The 19,755-nt window shown below is 39.7% G+C and carries 17 protein-coding genes; 10 read left to right on the top strand and 7 right to left on the bottom strand.

Annotation, left to right across the window (positions count from 1 at the left end):
- Positions 1–32 precede the first annotated feature (32 nt).
- Positions 33–539, top strand: coding sequence for an RNA polymerase sigma factor (locus JKG61_RS12650; protein ID WP_202103351.1), 507 nt, complete (start codon positions 33–35; stop codon positions 537–539).
- Complete coding sequence (locus tag JKG61_RS12645) at positions 539–1,156, top strand: hypothetical protein (RefSeq protein WP_202103350.1); 618 nt, start codon at positions 539–541, stop codon at positions 1,154–1,156. The genes JKG61_RS12650 and JKG61_RS12645 overlap by 1 nt, the downstream gene beginning before the upstream one ends.
- Positions 1,157–1,161: 5 nt before the next feature.
- Here the strand turns inward: JKG61_RS12645 and JKG61_RS12640 are convergent, their stop codons facing one another.
- Positions 1,162–2,316 (bottom strand): dipeptidase, encoded by a 1,155-nt coding sequence (locus JKG61_RS12640; RefSeq protein ID WP_202103349.1) that lies wholly within the window; start codon positions 2,314–2,316, stop codon positions 1,162–1,164.
- The gene (locus JKG61_RS12635; RefSeq protein WP_202103348.1) at positions 2,313–4,052 is read right to left on the bottom strand and encodes a serine hydrolase domain-containing protein; all 1,740 of its coding nucleotides are present in this window, start codon (positions 4,050–4,052) and stop codon (positions 2,313–2,315) included. Before JKG61_RS12635 ends, JKG61_RS12640 begins: the two co-directional genes overlap by 4 nt.
- Positions 4,053–4,163: 111 nt before the next feature.
- Between JKG61_RS12635 and xseA the strand changes: the two genes are divergently transcribed.
- From xseA to JKG61_RS12610, 5 genes are all read left to right on the top strand, one after another.
- Positions 4,164–5,420 (top strand): exodeoxyribonuclease VII large subunit, encoded by a 1,257-nt coding sequence (xseA, locus tag JKG61_RS12630; RefSeq protein WP_202103347.1) that lies wholly within the window; start codon positions 4,164–4,166, stop codon positions 5,418–5,420.
- A gap of 6 nt (positions 5,421–5,426) precedes the next feature.
- Positions 5,427–5,651: an exodeoxyribonuclease VII small subunit gene (xseB, locus tag JKG61_RS12625; protein WP_202103346.1), complete on the top strand. Its 225-nt coding sequence runs from the start codon at positions 5,427–5,429 to the stop codon at positions 5,649–5,651.
- 189 nt (positions 5,652–5,840) lie between these two features.
- A complete protein-coding gene (locus tag JKG61_RS12620) occupies positions 5,841–7,697 on the top strand; it encodes a HEAT repeat domain-containing protein (RefSeq protein WP_202103345.1) in 1,857 nt (618 codons plus the stop codon).
- A complete protein-coding gene (locus JKG61_RS12615) occupies positions 7,697–9,595 on the top strand; it encodes a hypothetical protein (RefSeq protein ID WP_202103344.1) in 1,899 nt (632 codons plus the stop codon). The genes JKG61_RS12620 and JKG61_RS12615 overlap by 1 nt, the downstream gene beginning before the upstream one ends.
- Before the next feature lie 23 nt (positions 9,596–9,618).
- Positions 9,619–10,224 carry a hypothetical protein gene (locus JKG61_RS12610; RefSeq protein WP_202103343.1) on the top strand — a complete coding sequence of 202 codons (606 nt, stop codon included), beginning with the start codon at positions 9,619–9,621 and terminating at the stop codon, positions 10,222–10,224.
- A 70-nt stretch (positions 10,225–10,294) separates the two neighbouring features.
- Here the strand turns inward: JKG61_RS12610 and JKG61_RS12605 are convergent, their stop codons facing one another.
- Positions 10,295–10,714, bottom strand: a complete 420-nt coding sequence (locus tag JKG61_RS12605) for an SRPBCC domain-containing protein (protein ID WP_202103342.1) — start codon at positions 10,712–10,714, stop codon at positions 10,295–10,297.
- A gap of 758 nt (positions 10,715–11,472) precedes the next feature.
- Between JKG61_RS12605 and JKG61_RS12600 the strand changes: the two genes are divergently transcribed.
- Both JKG61_RS12600 and JKG61_RS12595 read left to right on the top strand, forming a co-directional pair.
- The gene (locus tag JKG61_RS12600) at positions 11,473–11,823 is read left to right on the top strand and encodes a hypothetical protein (RefSeq protein WP_202103341.1); all 351 of its coding nucleotides are present in this window, start codon (positions 11,473–11,475) and stop codon (positions 11,821–11,823) included.
- Positions 11,824–11,859: 36 nt separating this feature from the next.
- On the top strand, positions 11,860–13,392 hold the full coding sequence (locus tag JKG61_RS12595; protein WP_202103340.1) for a TlpA family protein disulfide reductase: 1,533 nt from the start codon (positions 11,860–11,862) through the stop codon (positions 13,390–13,392).
- Positions 13,393–13,682: 290 nt separating this feature from the next.
- Here the strand turns inward: JKG61_RS12595 and JKG61_RS12590 are convergent, their stop codons facing one another.
- Positions 13,683–13,859 (bottom strand): hypothetical protein, encoded by a 177-nt coding sequence (locus JKG61_RS12590; RefSeq protein ID WP_202103339.1) that lies wholly within the window; start codon positions 13,857–13,859, stop codon positions 13,683–13,685.
- An 8-nt stretch (positions 13,860–13,867) separates the two neighbouring features.
- Here JKG61_RS12590 and JKG61_RS12585 point away from each other — a divergent pair, with 8 nt between their 5' ends.
- Entirely contained in the window at positions 13,868–14,152 is a 285-nt protein-coding gene (locus tag JKG61_RS12585; RefSeq protein ID WP_202103338.1) for a hypothetical protein, read from the top strand.
- 571 nt (positions 14,153–14,723) lie between these two features.
- Here the strand turns inward: JKG61_RS12585 and JKG61_RS12580 are convergent.
- Genes JKG61_RS12580 through JKG61_RS12570 form a run of 3 tightly spaced genes read right to left on the bottom strand, consistent with a single transcriptional unit; the run spans position 14,724 to position 19,749 of the window.
- Complete coding sequence (locus tag JKG61_RS12580) at positions 14,724–16,943, bottom strand: HEAT repeat domain-containing protein (RefSeq protein ID WP_202103337.1); 2,220 nt, start codon at positions 16,941–16,943, stop codon at positions 14,724–14,726.
- Between the two features lie 35 nt (positions 16,944–16,978).
- The gene (locus JKG61_RS12575; RefSeq protein ID WP_202103336.1) at positions 16,979–18,535 is read right to left on the bottom strand and encodes a DUF6850 family outer membrane beta-barrel protein; all 1,557 of its coding nucleotides are present in this window, start codon (positions 18,533–18,535) and stop codon (positions 16,979–16,981) included.
- A gap of 2 nt (positions 18,536–18,537) precedes the next feature.
- A complete protein-coding gene (locus JKG61_RS12570) occupies positions 18,538–19,749 on the bottom strand; it encodes a DUF4876 domain-containing protein (protein ID WP_202103335.1) in 1,212 nt (403 codons plus the stop codon).
- Positions 19,750–19,755: the final 6 nt, after the last annotated feature.

Here is a 19,755-nt window from a genome sequence, read left to right as displayed (position 1 = left end):
ATCTTCTTAATTTCGACCTATTACCCAAGCGAATGAACAAAAACAAGGAAATAGAATTTGTAGGCCTTCTGGAACAGCACCAGAATGTCCTCCACAAGATTTGTAAGCTATATGCTTCCGATCTTGACACCCACAAAGATCTTTTCCAAGAAATGGTCATTCAGCTTTGGAGATCTTACCCTACATTTAAAGGCGATTCCAAGTTCACCACTTGGGCCTATCGTGTAGCATTGAACACTGCAATCTCCCTTTATCGAGGTAAAAAACGAAAGATTACTACGGTCGACTGGGACAACTCATTACAAAATATCTGTTATGAGGAGTATGACCCTGCGCAGGAAGAAAAATTAAAAACATTATATGGTGCTGTGCGACAACTTAATGACATTGAAAAAGCATTGGTGTATATGTATTTAGAAGACAAAGACTACACCGAAATATCCGAAACATTAGGTATCAGCGAAGTCAATGCGCGAGTGAAAATGAATCGTATAAAAACGAAGTTAAAAAGTATGATAAATCAGAATGGAGGTTATTAATGGATGGACTGGATTTATTAAAGCAGCACTGGAAGGATAACAATAGTTTTCCCAAAATACAAAAAAATGAGCTTCAGGCCATGCTGCATAAAAGCTCATCATCGATTGTGAAGTGGATATTCACAATCTGTTGTGTCGAATTTATAGTATGGATAACTATTTCTATTTTTATCCCCGCAGAAAGAGAAGACTTCTTATTCTTCCAGGTTGCAGACGTAATCTACAATGTTGTGTTTTATGCTTTTATTTTTTTCTTCATATATCAGTTTTACACACTTTTAATACGAATAAAAAATACCAGTAACACCCGAAAACTTATCGAGAGCATACTTGCTGTACGGACTAATGCTCATAATTATATACGCTTTAATCTTATCGCTGCTTATGCTGCCTTTGGTATTCAATTTATCCAACTCATCGTCAAAGAATATACGCACAGAAGTTCTTGGGGGGAAATGATTTTTGTTTTAGTCTTAGGAAGCATTCTCTTCACGCTCTTTGGCTTCTTATTTATCTGGTTATTCAAACTCTATTTTAAGATTCTTTATGGAATCCTGTTAAAGAAACTAAACAGCAACTATGATGAATTAATACGGCTTGAAGAAAATGAAACATAATCCAATCAGTTCTGTTCATTCTCTTTCATGATACGCAAAAAGTTTAAGCCCATAATCTTAGCAATCTCCTCTTCTTTGTACCCTCTTTTCAGCAGAGCCTTTGTTAAATTTGGCAGTTTAGAAACATCCTCCAAATCCTGGGGGGCAGCTTCTATCCCATCGTAATCGGATCCAATAGCCACATGATCTATACCTACCTTTTGCACCAAGTAATCTATATGATCTACCAAGCTGGATAATGGAGTGGTTACTTGATATTGCTGCTCTTTTGTAAGCTTATCATACTGTCGCCAAGTAGACATTTTCTTATCAAGAGGGCCTACATATTTAACATAAGCGTCCCTTAGCCGCGATTCATAACCTTCATCTAAAAATCCAGCATAAAAGTTGACCCCTATCACGCCTCCATTTTCCTTCAAGGCCTCTAGCTGTTTGTCATCTAAATTTCTATAGTGTGGAGTCAACGCAGCTGCATTACTATGAGATACTAAAATTGGTTTCTTAGTAACCTTTAATACGTCATAAAAAAGCTTTTTACTCCCATGCGAAACATCGACCATCATTCCTAATTCATTCATTCGTCTAATAATATCTTTTCCTTGTTTTGACAATCCACGTTGTTTAGACAGGGGCTTACTGTCTTCTACAGCCGCGGCAGTTGCCCACGGCAGGTTGTAGTTCCAGGTCAATGTCAGATAGCGTGCCCCTCGTTGATACAGTTGTTCCAGATTCGGAATACTGGACTCAATCATATTACCTCCCTCAACACCGATCAAAGCAGCAATTTTACCGGATTTTCTTATATTTTCAATATCTGATGTATTCTTGGCCAATACTATTCTTTCTGGATTTTGACGAATTACCTTTTCTAATGCATCAATTTGACCATTCGCATGTTTAAATGCGTCCTTCTTCCATTTTTGATCATCCGACCAAACAGCAAAAACCTGTACACCTACTCCGCCTTCTATTAACCTTGGAATATCGGTATGGCCTTCTTCTAAACGTTGTCCGATGTCCCGCCCCCGCAAAATACTGGTAATGATAACATCATTATGTCCATCGACCACCAAAAGCCTACGGTGCACCTCTTGATAATCTTGCGCCCACCCTGGCACAATTATTCCGAATAGGCATAAAAAACTGAACAAATTTCTCATTTTACTTCGTTTATAGTTTCATAAATAGCATCCAACACACGGCTTCTCACATTAAGGTCATAGAGCTTGACCGATACCTGAGGATGTACCCGATTAGATAAAAATATAAAAGTCAACTGATGTTTCGGGTCTATCCATATACAAGTTCCTGTATATCCAGTATGGCCGAATACGGTAGAATTAGACAGTCTAGACGGATATTCTTTTTTAGGGTCTGGGTCTGCCCGGTCAAATCCCAATCCTCTACGACTGGTTTTAGATTGTTTGGAAGTAAACATATCCACTGTCTCCGATTTAAAGTAGCGCATACCTCCGTATTCCCCTCTATTAAGTAGTAGTTGTCCATATATAGCTAAATCATTAGCTGTCGAAAACAGCCCGGCATGACCCGCTACCCCACCTGCCATAGCGGCTCCTTGATCATGTACATATCCTTCTAAAAGCACTTTCCTGAAAGACGTATCATGCTCCGTCGGTATTATCCTATCTTTATCAAAGTGTGTCCTAGGGTTGTATCCTGCTGTTTTCATCCCTATAGGACGATAAAGAATCTGCTGCACATACTCATCCATAGGCGTCGCTGTCTCATGCTCGGCGACTTCTTTCATGACATACATACTTATATCCGAATACACATAATTTCCTATTGGCTTTACCGCAGATTTTAACATTTCTGGCCACATGACATCACGATAGTAATGATTCACTAGATATGCATTATCTGCCATTTTTGTTTGATGAGATGTCGATGCTTTAGACTGAACATCGCCAGGCTTTAAATAACGATAAAATGGGATGTAAGGTGTGAATCCTGCTTCATGCAATAAGACAGACCTCAAGGTAATATTTGCTTTATTGCTTTCTTTTGCCTGCCAAAGATAATGTCCCATAGTGCTATCTAAGTCGATAATACCCTTTTCTTGAAGCTGCATGATAACGGGTGTAGTTCCCATAATCTTACTTACAGATGCTAAATCAAAGATATCTGTTATTTTGGTCGATACAGTCTGTTCATAGGTATGTGAACCATACGCTTTTTCAAAAATAACCTGCCCGTTTTTCACTGCCATTATTACCATTCCTGGTGCAGCCTTTTCTCGAACAGCTTCATTGGCAATGAAGTCTATTTTCTGGGTCATTTTAGCAATGTTAAGTCCAGAACCTTCCCCTCGGGTATATTGTAATCGGATCTGCTCTGTTCTATTAATGGCTTTTCCTTCTGTAATGGCAAGTCCTCCAAAGATACTCATAGCCATATTCTGTTGCGCCAGATCAGAAAAATCTGGGTATGCAAGCTCTGTAATACGCCCTCCTAACAATGGAGCCCATTGTGGTATATTTTTCCCTACTTCTTGAAACCGACATAGGATGATATTTTTTCGATTTATTAAAGACTGCCTCAACATATATAGCATTTCCTGACTTAGATCTCCTTCAGTTCCTGCTACGATAATCGTATTAAAATATTTTGTCTGCTCGTCATATTTAGAAAAACCAAAGGATGAGATGTCCGCGTATCTTCCGAGCTGCTGCACAAAAACACCATATTTCTGTGCGTCTGGCGTGACTACAGCAATCTTTAGCGCATCAAGACGCCCTAGAGGTATGGTGTTTTCTTTATTCAACAATAACTGCGTTTTATTAAGGACAGTTTGTTTATACTGGGCACTGACACTTCCCACATTTAGTAAAAAAAACAAGAGAAGTCCCAAAAATTTTATCGGTAATCGTATCATGACAATTAAGGTTTCTAAAGTAAATATATACAAAAAACGCACAAAACTGCAAAACTTAGTACAGAATCTCTTAGCACGCAATTCGTCAAAGTTTTTATTTACCTTTGATTCATGCCTGAAGTGCTTGAAAACAGAACTATTTTTTCGCTTTTAGAGGTAACGAAAAGCATTCAGCGTACCCTTGCTGATCGTTACAGGAGCCTATATTGGATAAAAGCAGAAATGAACAAACTCAACCACTACAAGCATTCCGGGCACTGTTATCCTGAACTTGTCGAAAAGAAAGATGGCAAAATAGTAGCAGAAATACGATCCATTCTTTGGAAAACAGACTTTGAACGAATTAATACTCAATTCATTCAATTATTAAATGAGCCTTTACGAGACGGTATAACTGTATTATTTCAAGCAGGGGTATCCTACGATCCTTTATATGGGCTCAGTCTACGCATAGTAGACATCGACCCTACATTCGTGCTCGGTGAACTTGAAAAAGAGAAAAAGGAAAGTATAGCCAAGCTACAGCAAGAGGGTCTATTCGATGCCAACAAACGATTAGCATTCCCTCTGCTCCCCAAACGGCTAGCTATAATCTCGGTTGAAACCAGCAAAGGTCTATCCGATTTCTTTAAAATCATAACACACAACCCCTGGGGATATAAAATAGAAACCACCCTATACCCGGCTCTTTTACAAGGCGACAAATCCATCCCCTCCATTATCCGTCAGCTTGCTGTTATTGCCGATCATCTCGAAAAATATGATGCTGTTGCAATCATTCGAGGAGGAGGAGGAGAGGTCGGTCTTTCAAGTTATAATAACTATGCCCTCTCTAAAGCGATTGCGATTTTCCCTATTCCCGTATTGACGGGCATAGGCCATTCAACCAATGAAACTGTGAGTGAAATGGTTGCATACAAAAATGCAATAACTCCTAGTGAACTGGCAGATTTTTTAATCCAAAAGTTTCATAACTTTTCAGTGCCAGTAGACAAAGCATGGGAGAATATAATTTTCTTAGCACAGGAAATTTTCCGTAAACACCGAAAGACGCTTACCGAATCCGCGCAGGTATTATCGTGGAATGGTAAGCAAAAACTCACATCCGAACGACATCAAATACATTTGCTCTCCCAACAGCTACAACTAAAGGGCCAACACCTTTTAAAAGAGCGGCAAAATACCTTAGAGGGTATAGCACGTATTATCAATATGGCAGACCCTCGGCTTCTCTTAAAAAAAGGATTCAGTATTACACGGATAAACGGAAAAGCTATTACTTCAAAAAAACAAATAAAAGAGGGCGATACTATAGAAACAAGTTATGCCGATGGCATAGTAGCGAGTACAATCATTTCAAAACCTTAGCAATAGATGAAATCAAATTATACATACAGCGATGCGTTCGACGAGTTACAACAAATCGTTTCTGAAATAGAAACTGGAGATGTCAATGTAGATGAACTTGCTGATAAAATAAAAAGAGCTTCCCAATTGATCAGCATCTGTAAAGCAAAGCTGACTGCATCTGAAGAAGAAGTAAGTGCTTTACTGACCAAACTTGATGAAACGGATCAAGCCCCCCTTGAGTCTGACTAAAGATCTAATTTTGACAATAGAATTAACTTTTAGCGGGCTGACTCCGACTCACAATTAAGAATTTCATCTTATATTTGTTCTTATATTTTACCGACTTTCTTTTTTTCTAGTTTTATCTTGGTCTTAATCATGTTTATGAAGGCTTCAAACAAACTGTTTTTCATCCTTTTAGTCTCTCAACTATCTATTTTGAATACAGTTAGGGCTCAGGAAATCATACATCCTGTAATAGAAATAACAAACCGGTCTTTCGCAATCGTTACAGACGGATCCACTTTTGAAAAATGTCAAAAAGAGTTAATTTCCTACCGAGATCGGGTCGAATCGGAAGGCCTCCCTACATTAATACTTCATCATGATTGGAAAAATCCGGAACAACTGAAGAAAGAATTACAAAAACTTTATAAAATCTTCAAAATAGAGGGGGTAGTTTTTATCGGAGAAATACCTATACCTATGGTTCTCAAAGCTCAACACCTGACCAACGTGTCGACTGCGATCCCATCAGATCGTTTTTATGACGATTTTGAGCTGACCTTTGATTTCCTTGAACAGAGCAAAACAGATCCACAGTTGTATTTTTATAACTTAGGAGCAAATTCTCCCAATCGTATTAAATCAACTATTTACTCCGCCCGGATAAAACCCATTATATCTTCTGAAAAAAATGGTGACAAGTATGAACAGATCAGGGCTTATTTAGATAAAGTGGTAAAGGTCCGACAGGAAAAAAACTTAATTGACCAAATTATGTCCTATGTCGCTTTTGAGTCATTATCCAGTTGGTCATCACAATCCTTATTTTTAGAAGAGCAGTTTCCTCTGGTTTCAAAAACGAGCACACAATTTCAGAATTTCAAAGACGACAAACATCGTGCGCTACAGGATGAGGTAGTGAACCAATTTAGACGAGAAGATCTAGACATAGCCATCATTCATCAATATCCCCTTTCAGACGTTGCAGCTATCCAACCAAACGTAGCACTGACCATTTTTGCAGACAATCCTACCGGCAATTTCAGTGAATCAGCATATAATGCTGGACAGTTTATACTGGGAACAGGCAATGCACTTGTAGCTCTTGCGCATACTGTCCAGCCCTCCTCCCATCAACATGCCACTTATTTAATGGGTACCTTAGGTGCGGGTCTAAATATAGGCCAATGGTTAAAACTAAACAATACACTTGAATCACACCTGTTTGGTGATCCTACATTCACATTTTCAATCCATACGCCAGATACACTAAGCAAATTTATACATGAAAAAGACAATAAAAAGCTTATAGATGTTTTATCTAAAGCTAAATCTCCGGAAGCACAAAGCTTCTTATTAAATCAGCTGTTTATGAACAACTATGGAGGATTAGCCAAGCTCATCACGCAGCATTATGACAATTCCCAATATGCTACCGTCCGCTATACTTGTATACATATAGCTGATCGCTTGGAAGGAGAAGTAAGAGCAGCTCTTTTTGCCAAGGGCATCAAAGATGCTGACGAGTCAATCCGTCTAGAAGTAATCAATGCGATAGCGCGTATTGGCGATCCCGCATTTATTCCCGCATTAATAGATGCTTACATGGAGAACCAACATGCTGAAGAGGTACTATATGCAATAAAAATGGCCCTCTATGCATTTAACAAGGACCTTATTAAAAACATTGCCGAACATCGTTTCATGGTCGCGGACAATTTTAGTGATAATACTAAAGAAAAAGAGAGGTTTTATGAGAATCAGTTTACAGGATTATACATAGAAATAGACAAAAACATATTTGACACCAACGTTGTTAATCAAAAAAAAGGAATCACAGACTTACGAACTATACGCTACCACCCTTCAGTAACACGGTATCTTGAATTTGTACGCAACAGTAAAATAAACGTTGATTTACGAATTGCTATGCTCGAATCCTTATCCTGTTTCCGAGATTCGTACCGCAAAGCTGAAATCGCTGCGGCCTGTAAAGAGCTAATGGTAGATACCCGCCATTCAAAAAGGCTACGTGACGAAGCTCGCCGAACTTTAAATAATATAAACTAATGCAAAAGTTCTTGTTCTCTATCCTAATTTATCTCTCTATCACGGTCTGTGTTCATTCACAGGTAAAGATAGAGAAACCAACCTTGAATACGAATAATAAGGCTTTTGTGATTGTCGTAGATCAAGAAACCTATACTCATACCCAAGATGCGATAAAAGCTTATCAAAAAACGGTGGAAAGTGACGGTATTCCTACCTATGTCATCTACGGCCTATTCAATCGCCCTGACGACATCAAAAAAGAACTTATAAAGCTGCATAAAAGCAAGCAATCTCTTGAGGGCGCAGTCTTTATTGGCAACATTCCGATTCCTATGGTTTACGATTTTTCAGGCCATGTGACTGCCACTCCGTCGGATCGCTTTTACGACGACCTTCATCTCAATTTTGAATACATCAAACAAGATGCAAACCAAAGAAACCTCCACTATTATAAATTACAGGAGAGCAGTCCCCGAGATATCAATCCAAGCTTTTACTCTGCCCGGATCTACTACCCTACTTTAAAATATGATGAATCATATGAAGCAATTAATAATTACCTTTTAAAAGTAGCACACACACGGCGAGACAATGTCTTAGACCATGTTGTTAGTTCCACAAATCGCGATTACTATAATGGGTGTACAACAGCCTGGAAAGATGAGCTCAAAGTCTACAGGGAATACTTCCCTTTTTTAGTAAAGCAGGTAAACGGCTTACAACAATTAGCTTTTAAAACCGACAATAGCACCGCCATCTTAAATGAGCTGCAACGTAAAGAGGTTGATTTATTTTTAATTCGTTCGGACAGCAGCTCTACTATACAAACCACAGCGGCTAAAAAACTGGATACCTATCCTTTGTACCTTATCCTCGATACCCAGCCGGCTGGCGCTTTGGATAGTATCGAATATACCGCTGGACAATATCTCTTCAATTCAGGCAATACCATAGCGGTACAGGCCAACACCAGCCCAGCCCCTACAGACATCAACTTTAGTGGTCTATTATCTTACGGACTACGCTGGGGGCATGTTCACAATTTAGGCTTAACCCTCGGACGTCACTTATTTGGAGATCCGACCTTTCATTTTGCGGTTAAAGACACCGAAAAACTAAATGAAAAAATCACCCAGCAGGAAGATCATGAATATTGGAAATTATTGCTGAAGAAAGACGATCCTATCTATCAAACGTTAGCGCTGTTCAAACTTAGCTCCGGCAATACAAGCTCATCCGAAGCCATAATGCCGTATTTTGAAAATTCCCCTTACCGTACTGTACGCTTACAGGCATTACATGCTTTATCGATTCATAAGGATAAACATTTTACAAATGCGGTATCAACAGGGCTCGGTGATGAATATGAGCTCATAGCGCAACAGGCTACGAGCTATGCTAGAATGATAGGAGATACTGTTTTAATTCCTTCCTTGACACAAGCATGGTTAAATGACAAATCCAGACGACGAGTCCAACAGCATATAAAATCAACATTTGAAGTATTTGACAGGAACCTTGTTGAAAAATCACTGACAACGGCTTTACACAACAGTAATAGATTACATCAAGATACAGAAATAGAATCCGTAAAAAGTCAATATTCACGACCTGCTACTCTTGAAGGCTCACTGAAACAGATAAAAGATAGAACTAGGCCTAAAGAAGAACGTATTCGCCTGGTTCAACTCATGACAACCTACAATTATCACCCTGGTATAGATGGCATACTTGCTATAATAAATGATAAACAGGAGCATATTGAGCTACGGATTGCATTCGTCACTGCCTTAGGCACCTTTAGTCATTCTTGGAAAAGAGAGACAATCTTGGCAAACTTGCAAATCCTATTAAAATCCAAGGCCAAAAAAGAATTGAAAATTGAAGCAGAACGAACGATAAATAGATTAAATTGAGTTTTTAAATGATTAACTATAGAATGAACAAATTGATAATCGTTGTATTATTACTCTGGACGGGTATAGGCAACATCCATGCGCAAGATAAGAAAATTTTGGCTTCGGAAATTCAAATCAAAATTGCAGTACAGGCCGCTCCCGCCGAATTTCGGGAGGGAGCAAAGGTATACGGGTATGACCAAGCAGGAAACTTCGTCACGCTTCGAGAAGGGAGCAATGGCTATATTTGTTTGGCACCAGACTACAAGATGTCGGTGTATTACGCTTATTGTTATCCCGTGAGCTTGGAGCCTTTGATGGCTCGGGGACGCGAACTGATCGCGCAGGGCAAGCGTAAGGAAAGAGATAAAATCCGTGAGCAGGAATTTAGCGAGGGCAAACTGTCTATACCTCAGACGCCATCCACATTGTACGGTTATTGGGGAGCCGCTAAAGATGTGAATCTGGAAACAGGTGAGATTAAGGATGCTAAACGAAGATATGTAATCTATGTGCCATTCGCTAAAGCAGCAGACCTCGGTCTTTCTAGTCAGCACAACAATTTAGGAATGCCTTGGCTGATGGATGAAGGAACCTATAAAGCCCATATCATGATTACACCTCCGCTTGAGGCACATCAGCATTAATACCCCCTAAAAATAGCAATTGCTGCTACTTCGTATAAGTGGCAGCAATCGTTATTTATGTATCTTGAAACTAAACTGTATAAACCGATTCGACGTACTTTTTAAAATTACTCAATATGGCCTGCCAACCTTCCCGTTGCATCTCTATCGGGTTTTCAAGCTCAGGTTCGAAACGCACCAAAATATTTGTATAGCTTTCATGCGCTTCAAAATTCACCTCTGCTTTACGACCATCGGTCATGGTATAGGCGATTTTCTTAAAGGGGATTAATTCGGTATAAATACCCTCAAAGTCAAATCCAAAGCTCCCATCTTTGACCTCCATCCTGTTTATAAATTTTCCCCCTATACGCAAATCGTTGATTGAGCTTGTACAATGCCAATCATCCGAAGCATGATTCCATTGCATAATGTCCTCTACCGAATTATAAGCGTTCCATATGGTCTCGACACGTATAGCAATCCGGCTTGTTATTGCGATTTGTTCCATATCCTTTATTTTTAAAACAAACACTAATATACAAAATAGCTAGAAGGACATCAACATTAATACGGTCTTCACTTATAAAAGAATTATGCGAGAGGCTATCTCTCCTCTCGCAGCACCTTAATAACCTCCCCTTTGTACAGCAGGGTGTACCGTTCTTTGATCACATTGGCCAAGTTGGAACATTTATTACCCGTTATGAGTTCGCCGGTGACTCAGTCAAAGGCTAGGCCCAGATTGTAATTATGCCCCGCCCCAAAGGACAGCGTGGGCAGATAGGCGTTCTTGGCCTCTTTGACATCCGGTTGGCTAATAGGATATTGATATTGGCCTGTCGGATATCTTCATTCTGGGATTGCAGCAACTCGAAACAGTGCTCCAGTGTCAGCTTGGTCTGGGCACAGATATACTGGACAAGAAAAAGAAAATGTAAACAATAGGTTTCGTAACATCTGGTTTCTTTTAAAACGCAATTGAATATAGGGCTTTTTTTGAAAAACTTGTATATCTGCAAAAGCCTCTTATCTTTATGACAGATAACCACTTGATATAAAACTAAGCTATGGGAATACGAAACATTTTTAGAGGCAAAAAACAGCACGATCTGTTCAACAGGTGCAGTACCGTGGTTGATAAAAACAAAAGCCCGATCCGGTTGCAAACGACCTCGGGCAAAGAGAGCTCACAAATTCTCTCTGTTAAGTAATCAATGCTGTCCGAAGTAAGCGAATAGCAGTTAATTAATTTAATTTTTCAAAGTTATGAAAAAGATTTCAGTAAACAACTTAGACATCTTTGGCATTAAAAGAATGTCGAGAGAGGATTTAAAAATGACTAAGGGAGGAGAAATCCAATGTGGAGATAATGAGCATTGGAATGCTTTATTGCAAGGGTGTGTCTGCGATCCCGGATATTCGTTCAATTATGTATTTGGTAAATGTGTTGAACAGGGCACGCCTACAACTGGGGAACTCCCCCCCAAGATCGCCACTTGTATTGGCAAGCAGCGGTATGATGATTGCTCGTGGGAATTTCAAGGCAGAACTTTTTCAGGAAGATGTGACTATCGTTTTGCTAGCCCGTTATACTGTGTAGATACAATGTTTACCTAACCCCACTTATCAAGGATTCAAATCAAGAAAACAATCATGAAAACAAAGCTTTTTTTTGTGTGCAGCCTTTTACTCTGTCTGTCCTGTAATCGACTAATAGAGAAAAATACAGATGCAATGACCATCGTAGCGGGTACATCCAAAATAACCGGAAAGATCATTCTTCCTGAAGGCAAAAACAAGGATAGCATTATGATAACGCTTAATGCTCTGCATCCTATTTTAGGAGAAAACAACAGACATGAGGTGCTAGCTGACCAATCGGGAAAATTCTCCCTAAACTTTGATGTTGACACCGAAACTTCTCTTATCGGCTTATACACAAGTATAGAACCGAATAAGGTGCTTTTACTCAAACCGAAAAACAACGACTCTACGCACATTGATATAGTTTATGACGTAAACCTCGATTTCAAAAACGTGGAGGTTACCCCTGCCGTAAATATGAGCAAATATGATATGAGACAGAGCATGGAGGTGGTAAACAAAATGATTGATTATCGATCTAAGAATCCGAACGCTGAATATCCTAGGCTCTATGATAAAAGTATAGATGAGTTCTTGGATTATGCTAAAAACAACGTAGCTAAAAAAATGGCACTATTCGTAGATAATGACAATTTATTATCCAAAGAGACCAAAGGTCTTATAGCTAAAGAATATAGCCTGCTTCTATATACAGGACATATCTTCGGCTACGAAGCAGAGATGAAGCGTAATTATCACAACGCAACGCAAGATAGAGACGGTAAACCCGAAATCCAAAAGATCGACAGGTCCTACTTCCGGTTTTTGAAAGACTTCAATCTCAACGATCCGCAATACCTCCACACGTTTTCATTCCCTGAATTTCAGGACTCAATCCTTCAAAATGAAGTTTTAGGGCTACCAAAGATTGGAGAAAGCGATATTCCCTATTGGTTGACTGAAGTGAAAGCTATTTTAGCAGATTTGGTTGGGTTCGACCAGGGGCCTTACTATGACATCTTAGCGGCCAACGCTTACGGGCTACAGTTAAGAGAAGAAGCTCGTCCACTAACCGAAAAACAAAAAGAAAATATAACCCATTATTGGAACAATGGAGAAATCGCGAAAATACTATTTCGGAAAAACCAACAAGTAGTGGAATTGAACAAAACGAAGTCACCTGCTGTTATCAATGACGTCGCATCAATAGCTCCCGACAAGATCATGGAGACTATCCGATCTAACTATAAGGACAAGGTAGTATGTATTGACCTTTGGGCCACTTGGTGTGCACCATGTCTAGGTGGCATCAAACAATTTTCTACCGTAAAGGGTGAATTTCACGATAAAGATGTCGTATTCGTATATATTACGAATGGATCGTCTCCCAAAAAACTATGGGAAGAAAAAATAAAGGGAATAGGTAACGAACATTATTACCTGACAGATGCACAATGGGAATATACGATGGAACAATTCGGTTTTGATGGCATTCCCTCCTATCTGCTATACGATCAAAAAGGTTTGCTCTTCAACAAATTCACAGGCTTCCCCGGAAATGATGCAATGAAAGGGATGATTAATGCATTGATAACAAAGTAAGAAATTTCTTAAAAAACTTGTATATCTGCAAAACCTCTTATCATTATAACAGATGACCACTTGATATAAAACTAAGCTATGGAAATATGAAACATTTTCAGAGGCAAAAAACAGCACGATCTGTTCAATAGTTGTAGCTTTATACTGCAAGGCACAAAAGTAAGCTTTACACAGACTGGACTCACTAACTTGTTTGAAAACCACGTCGAATCCCCCTCTATCCTTGCACTGAAAGATATCTTGGCCGGATACGGCATTCAATCTGCTGCTATTCGGAAAGGAGAATATAACTATAGCAACTTTGAGACTCCTTTTATCTGTTTGATACAACAGGAAGGCTGATCAAGCCCCAGCTTCACCGTAGTCGCCAAAGCCGCAGCAGCAGGTATTGAATACCTAGATCCGCTGACAAATGCAATACAGCCTATTTCTCTAGAAGAGTTTGGTAAAATAGATAAAAACATCATTTTTATTGATGGACATTTCTACAGCCAAAGAGGAACCCAATGTGGAAGCCAACCGAAACGCAGAAAAAGCAAGCAAAACAGCGCGGCAAGTTCCTGTTTATTTGGCCGCATTTGCCTTGCTTGCCGCGATCAGCTTTAACCTATCCGCTCCTTTGGGAGTACACACCTGGCTAGGAATAGGGTATATTCTGACGTCTTTTATCGGTCTGCTAGTATCCTCCCTGCTACTGTGGCATGATGTGGATGCACACAACTGCATGTGGTTGATATGCATAAAGGCCGTTCGAAGTTGATCTTCCCGTATCCGCTGATAACTTCTGATCTCCTTCTGTTCATTTTCTGCAACAAAACACCGGTAATACTTTACCGACCAGGGTACTCAGTTCGTCTTCGTTCATTCCTGAATAGTCCAATACTACTTTCTTCTTTCTCATTTTGTTAAAAATTAGGGAATTTCTCCCATTATACATTTATGTTCAATTGTAAAGCACTTCGGATTGCATTACACCACAAACATATAGTAGCGATCATCGGAAAAACAGAACGCGGACAAAGTCGGACAGTCTCCTTGCCCAAACCACCAAAAAAAATGATCACTTGCTCAGGTTCAGTGATTACCTTTTCAGACAAAGTGATTACCGGTCGCTGTCCGGTGACCAGTCTATACCATCAAGTGGTCACTTAGCGCGGATACCTGTTCACAAAAAGAGAACAAGTGGTCACCGTTTTACAACAAGTGAACACTACTCACGAAAATGTGATCACTTTGTACCAAAAGGTGGTTACACTTTCTAAAAAAGTGATTACCTAACTTAAAAAACCAGTCAATTTATAGCAAGAAGTGGCTACCTTTTTACGAAAAGATTAGATCTTGTACTTTGCTTCTCGAATTCTGTTCTTCGTCTTCAATGCTTCATCCCTCACAGCCTGCGGGGCATCGGAAAGCAGTACTTCATCACAAGCTTTGACGATATTACCTCTTTGATAAGACAAGGTAAACCAGCCCAATGCCTCCAACGCTGCTACACGAATGCTTTGGGGTGTTTTTCCGTCCTTTATCAATGTGATTACCTGGGGTACTGCGACATGGTGCCGGTATAGACGTAAAGTAGTAACCTCTCCAAGTTTTTCTTTCTCAGAAAGCGATTCATTCTGCAGAGATTTTATCAAATCATCGCGCTTTTTTCCGTAATAATCCAGGTCTGTATCCAATTTGTCTGCCAGAGCAGCTCCATTATGAACTGCTTTGTTCTCCCGGATTAGGGTATTCACTTCCCGTTTTGCTAATACAGGGTCCATAAACTGCAATGCCCATCTCACTCTGTAAGCAACCCGCTCAGAATGCGGATCAGAGACATAGAATTGAATCAGGTCTTTAACAAATTCATTTGATCCAAAATCCGTTAGATCATATATTGCACGACGGCGGATATACTCATAAGGATCATTTTTTGCGGCGTGCAGTACTTCAATGTATTCCTTATTCTCAAATTGGCGTAACAGCTGAAATGCCTGCATGCGTGTCGTCTCAAACGGGGAACTGAAATAAATATCTCTTAATAGTGGTGCACTTTCCTTCTCCGGCATTAAGCCTACCAATTTGACTAAAGCTAAGCTCTGTACATCAGCATCATTTTCCTTCAATGCATTCTTCCAATACGTGACATCTTTATTGAGCATCACCGCCTCGTTGAGGGCATAGCTATCTTTAGAATCGAAGTGGAAAGTCGGATCTCCAAACACATGCGTCTCTAGATAAGCGATATGCTTAAGCCAGTTGCCAACACGATAGCCCTTGTTCAACAAGCCCATCATTTCAGCAGGCCATAAATCTTGTAAGACACCAACAGAATTCGCAACAGCTGCTACGTTTTCGTTATTGGAGAAAGGGTAATATCCAGCGATATAATTATCTAAATGAAAAGAACCTGTCAAACAAGAATTCAAATAGACAAGCTTTGCTTGAATACCTCCATTGCGCACATCCTCAATCTGCACGTCTAGATTTGCATTGAAAACAGAATCCTCTTCTGCTACTTTGGCATCAAATATATTCTCAAACCATTTATCTGATACCCCCAAAGAGTTCTTAAATCCTTCTTTTGTTTTCTCTACATCTCTTCCATCGTCTTTGGCATCACGCATTTTTGACCGTAGGTAACGGGCAACGTTTTCCATGGAAGGTTGTGGATTGGACACCAGCGGATAGCCGTTAATCAACTGCAATGTCGGTGTACCATGCCCTGTCATATAGGCAAAATCTAACCCATCTCTTTTTAGTTCAGACAATAGATTAAATTTCATGAAATCAGCATTTCTAAAATTGAGAAACTTGATAGACCCTCCTGGTCTAAAAAGATGTGGCAATTGTGATTTCAACGCTAGAGCTTCGCCCGAGACGGCATTGACCGAATTTGAATTATACCCATGTCCATAAGAAACCAGCATATCATTCAATGGGTAACTTTTTGAACGTAGCGTGATCAGTTTATTCAAGTAGTCTTTAATCTTAGGAACCATCTGCTCACCAGTTGCTACCGGAGGTTTGATACGGGCCGAATAGATATCCATATCAATGTATTGTTTTGAATCTGGCCGTAAACTATAATAGAAATAGTGTTCCTTACCTTTTGCAGTATCCTGTTTCAAGAAATCAAACTTAAGGTCAAAATCATCATAATACCTATCGGAAGGCACTGAGGATCTGTCCCATCGTATTTTTTGATTCATTTTAAATGCCGAAGTCAAGAACTGGGCGTCACGGATCATAGGTATCGGAATATTACCAACCAACACAACTCCTTCCAATGGGGTACCTTTATCCTGATGTAGTTTTTGCAATATTTGACGGATTTTTTCTGGCGATTGCCAATTATCATAGATGATATAAGTCCCCAGTCCACCTTTTTCCACAACCTGCTTGTAGGCACGAATTTCGGGACCTACTGCTTCGTAAGTCGCTTTATCAACGACAATTGCGAAAGAAGTCTTTGATTTAATACTTGGCTTCTCTATCTCTTGCGCATTAGCCATCAAGCTTCCTGACAACAATAGCGCTCCTACAACACTTTTTATATTATACATATCGAATTCAAATTTAAAAAAATAAACAACGACACCTAAAATGACAACAATCCTACTGCAACCTGCCAATTCAAACGGTATTGTGACTTGGTAAAGTATTCATTACTTCCTGTCGGCCTGATATAGTTTTCCGACAGCTTGATATACAACTGCGTATTATTTTTAGATGGTTTAAACGTATACTGTGCACTTGCCCCAACATTGAAATAGTCCGCAATCAAATAGGCATTCGTAGGATACAGAATATCCTTAGCCACAAAATTTGTGGAATAGCTCTTTTCATCATACCTAAATTCGGAATCGATATGATGGCTATATCCCGGACTCAACTCTACAGCAAAAACCGAGGCATCCCGAAATTGGAAATACTTCTTGAATCTCAGGTCATAGCCCAGACGATCAACGGTTTGCTGACTCTGGTTGATGGCGTACTTATTATCCCAGCCTGCGTACATAACATTCAGTCCCAAATCCCAATTTATTGCCTCGCCTTTCCACTTCGTAAAGGCATAGGAAACGTTACTATTGGTCACTAGGTTGGTGTTAAACACCGCTGAAAACAAAGTAACAAACTGTCTGGTATCGGCGTCTTGATATTGGTGGTACTCGGTATTATCGACATTTTTCTGGTTCCAGGAAAATCCAAACCTGTGCATAGAAAGATCAAGGTTATAGACTGCTTCCACATTTGCCCCATACTCCCAATATTCATGTTTACCTGCTTCCTGAGGATTTGTACTCCCATCTTTAGCACGCTCGGCATTATGATTCACGAAACCCTCGCCAAAGAAGCGAAAAGCATCGCCTTTAAAAACATATTGTAAAGCTCCACCAAACTTATTCCCATTATATCTTCTCGAAATCTCGCTGGTACCGATAAAAGTTGGGCTACTTCCTACATATTCACCAACTCCGATAAGTTTATACGTATTATGTACGGTTGTCTTATTAACATTAGATACACTTAAATCTTCAACAAAGTATTCATAACGTCCATTAAGAGCTATCGCATTTTGTTCATTCAAAAAATAGGTTACCGCAGGAGTCAACACCAGATTATTACTGGTACTCAGCGGCCTAGGATCCCGCTGTCGAGCCCCAGTAGACACCTTATAATTAAACCCCAGTCCAAAGGCAATCCGTTCGTTCAAAATCGGAGAAGCAATCTTGGTTTCGAGTGCATAATTCTGTTTATTCCAGTCGCCGCTCAATGAGTCAACAACAATAAAAGGATTTAACCGTAGGGGGTCCAACTGCGTGGTATTACTCACTTTTTTATCCTTTCCAAAGTCCAATCCAAACCGACCATATAGCTTCCAATTTTTTAATTCCTGAAAACGCTCTGTTTCGAAACCACCAAAACGACTTTTCGAAGCCAGCAAAGGATGTTTAAAGTCACCACTCTTCTGATTATAAAATACACTGGTATTTCCTAAATTTCGAAAATCATTGGTATTCAATAAAGAGGCATTGGCACTTTTCAGTCCAACCTCCTGTATTTTAAATCGCTCCAGTTCAAAAGCCGTAGTCTGCGCACGCAACGTTCCAACACTACTCGCTATCAGAATACTTATTATTAATTTCTTGCTCATTGTTAATTCCATTTACGAGGTGAGGGTATTAGATTAACTTCAAAATCTGCAGATGAGTTGTTCGTATCGACAAAAATAGTACGTCCATTGATTACTGTTTTGACTTTACGTCTTACGGACCGACCTTTCAAGGGAACCTCTGCTGTAGTCATGCTCGCATCTACAGAAATCGGCAGGCGCTTATTACTCAGGAATATTGTAGCATTGGCGGTTGCGTCCACACCGTCGATAATATCACTAACAGGGATACCTATATACTGTGTTGTTCCAGCAGTTTTAGCATCGGGTTCAAATCGCACAGGCAGTTTATCGAAGTCCTTGGTATTAAAAATCACCATACCAGCGCCATTAATACCGATATTCCAATCAAATCCAGCGGTATTACCTGCAAACGCATGTACCATGTTAGGAACATCCGGATAATCTATATCCCGACCTGTAGGGTAATCCCAAAAAACTTCAAAATCTGCATCCCCCAAATCAACAGGAGAGTTTTTATTGCCATTTGGATCGGACTTATGATTTAATCCACTAATAGCAATTACCAAAGATTTTCCGGGCTCAAGAAATCTCGGCTGACCTGTTGAAGGAACCATAAAGACCTGATTCAAATAGACCTCTTCAGGATAGGCTGTTAAGAAATTATACGGTGCAGATGCAGACGTATTATTAGTCGCTCCGGCACGTGTAGAACCCATATACAGACTATCAATCCGAATAGGTTCGTTGGAGTTATTGTAGATTTCTGTAAAGCCATCATAAAGATAGGAAGGACTTGCGGTGATAGCGCTGTAATAAAACTCTCTGATGACCAATCCTCCTGCTCTACTACTTTTCAACTTAAGAACGGCTACTTTTTCTTCATTTACGATAACGGGCGAAAGATTACCGTTTACAAATATTTCTTCCTCATTTCCTAATAATTCCGATGTCTCTTCGGGGCTATAGGCTTTTGATGCTGTTACCGTATAGGTACCAGGGATGACAGTATCAACCACCTTGCCTTCTTCATCGGTTTTCGCTTTAATCAGTTCACCTGTTATATTATTACGTAACGTGACCTCTACATCCTTGGGTACACTTCCTTTAATAAATGCATCAGGAAACTCTAACTGCAATGTGAGCCGCACTGCCCTAACTTGTTCAAAATCCTTTCTACAACCGCCCAACACCACAACGAGAGCAGACAGCATCAATAAATATATCTTTTTCATTATTGC

Source organism: Sphingobacterium faecale (genome assembly GCF_016746095.1).
GTDB lineage: Bacteria > Bacteroidota > Bacteroidia > Sphingobacteriales > Sphingobacteriaceae > Sphingobacterium > Sphingobacterium faecale.
The sequence above is the reverse complement of the archived record's forward strand: the minus strand, read 5'-3'. Positions and strand labels throughout refer to the sequence as shown.

What these genes read in the sequence shown, in the direction of transcription:
- JKG61_RS12650 (WP_202103351.1), top strand. Translation starts at nt 33, where the DNA reads ATGAACAAAAACAAGGAAATAGAATTTGTAGGCCTTCTGGAACAGCAC.
- JKG61_RS12645 (WP_202103350.1), top strand. Translation starts at nt 539, where the DNA reads ATGGATGGACTGGATTTATTAAAGCAGCACTGGAAGGATAACAATAGT.
- JKG61_RS12640 (WP_202103349.1), bottom strand. Translation starts at nt 2,316, where the DNA reads ATGAGAAATTTGTTCAGTTTTTTATGCCTATTCGGAATAATTGTGCCA.
- JKG61_RS12635 (WP_202103348.1), bottom strand. Translation starts at nt 4,052, where the DNA reads ATGATACGATTACCGATAAAATTTTTGGGACTTCTCTTGTTTTTTTTA.
- xseA (WP_202103347.1), top strand. Translation starts at nt 4,164, where the DNA reads ATGCCTGAAGTGCTTGAAAACAGAACTATTTTTTCGCTTTTAGAGGTA.
- xseB (WP_202103346.1), top strand. Translation starts at nt 5,427, where the DNA reads ATGAAATCAAATTATACATACAGCGATGCGTTCGACGAGTTACAACAA.
- JKG61_RS12615 (WP_202103344.1), top strand. Translation starts at nt 7,697, where the DNA reads ATGCAAAAGTTCTTGTTCTCTATCCTAATTTATCTCTCTATCACGGTC.
- JKG61_RS12610 (WP_202103343.1), top strand. Translation starts at nt 9,619, where the DNA reads ATGAACAAATTGATAATCGTTGTATTATTACTCTGGACGGGTATAGGC.
- JKG61_RS12605 (WP_202103342.1), bottom strand. Translation starts at nt 10,714, where the DNA reads ATGGAACAAATCGCAATAACAAGCCGGATTGCTATACGTGTCGAGACC.
- JKG61_RS12600 (WP_202103341.1), top strand. Translation starts at nt 11,473, where the DNA reads ATGAAAAAGATTTCAGTAAACAACTTAGACATCTTTGGCATTAAAAGA.
- JKG61_RS12595 (WP_202103340.1), top strand. Translation starts at nt 11,860, where the DNA reads ATGAAAACAAAGCTTTTTTTTGTGTGCAGCCTTTTACTCTGTCTGTCC.
- JKG61_RS12590 (WP_202103339.1), bottom strand. Translation starts at nt 13,859, where the DNA reads ATGATGTTTTTATCTATTTTACCAAACTCTTCTAGAGAAATAGGCTGT.
- JKG61_RS12585 (WP_202103338.1), top strand. Translation starts at nt 13,868, where the DNA reads ATGGACATTTCTACAGCCAAAGAGGAACCCAATGTGGAAGCCAACCGA.
- JKG61_RS12580 (WP_202103337.1), bottom strand. Translation starts at nt 16,943, where the DNA reads ATGTATAATATAAAAAGTGTTGTAGGAGCGCTATTGTTGTCAGGAAGC.
- JKG61_RS12575 (WP_202103336.1), bottom strand. Translation starts at nt 18,535, where the DNA reads ATGAGCAAGAAATTAATAATAAGTATTCTGATAGCGAGTAGTGTTGGA.
- JKG61_RS12570 (WP_202103335.1), bottom strand. Translation starts at nt 19,749, where the DNA reads ATGAAAAAGATATATTTATTGATGCTGTCTGCTCTCGTTGTGGTGTTG.